The organism is Methylobacterium sp. J-077 (genome assembly GCF_022829365.1).
GTDB lineage: Bacteria > Pseudomonadota > Alphaproteobacteria > Rhizobiales > Beijerinckiaceae > Methylobacterium.
In genome coordinates, this window is the sequence record NZ_JAKSYJ010000133.1 from 1 (window position 1) to 486 (window position 486).

General features: G+C 69.8%; 1 protein-coding gene. It reads left to right on the forward strand.

The genetic code is table 11. The annotated features are described in order from the left end of the window. Nucleotides 1–486 (forward strand): aldehyde dehydrogenase family protein (locus MKL11_RS16320; RefSeq protein ID WP_243945160.1); only part of this gene is annotated, 486 nt, incomplete at both ends.

The following is a 486-nucleotide window of genomic DNA, read 5'->3' on the forward strand; positions in this document are numbered from 1 at the left end:
ACGACGCCTTCGCCGACAAGATGGCCGAGGCGGCCAACCGGCTGAAGGTCGGCAACGGCATCGAGGATGGCGTCGCCCAGGGGCCGCTGATCGACATGGCGGCCGTGGAGAAGACCGAGGCCCATATCCGCGACGCCATCGAGAAAGGCGGCCGGGTGGTGGCGGGCGGGCATCGCCATGCGCTGGGCGGCCAGTTCTTCGAGCCGACCGTGATCGCAAACGCGACTCCCGACATGGCGGTGGCCCGGGAAGAGACCTTCGGCCCGCTGGCGCCGCTGTTCCGCTTCCGCGACGAGGCGGAGGCGATCCGCATGGCCAACGACACCGAGTTCGGCCTCGCCTGCTACTTCTACACCCGCGACCTCGGCCGCACCTTCCGGGTCGCCGAGGCGCTGGAATACGGCATGGTCGGCATCAACGAGGGGATCATCACCACCGAGGTGGCGCCCTTCGGCGGCGTGAAGGAATCCGGCCTCGGCCGCGAGG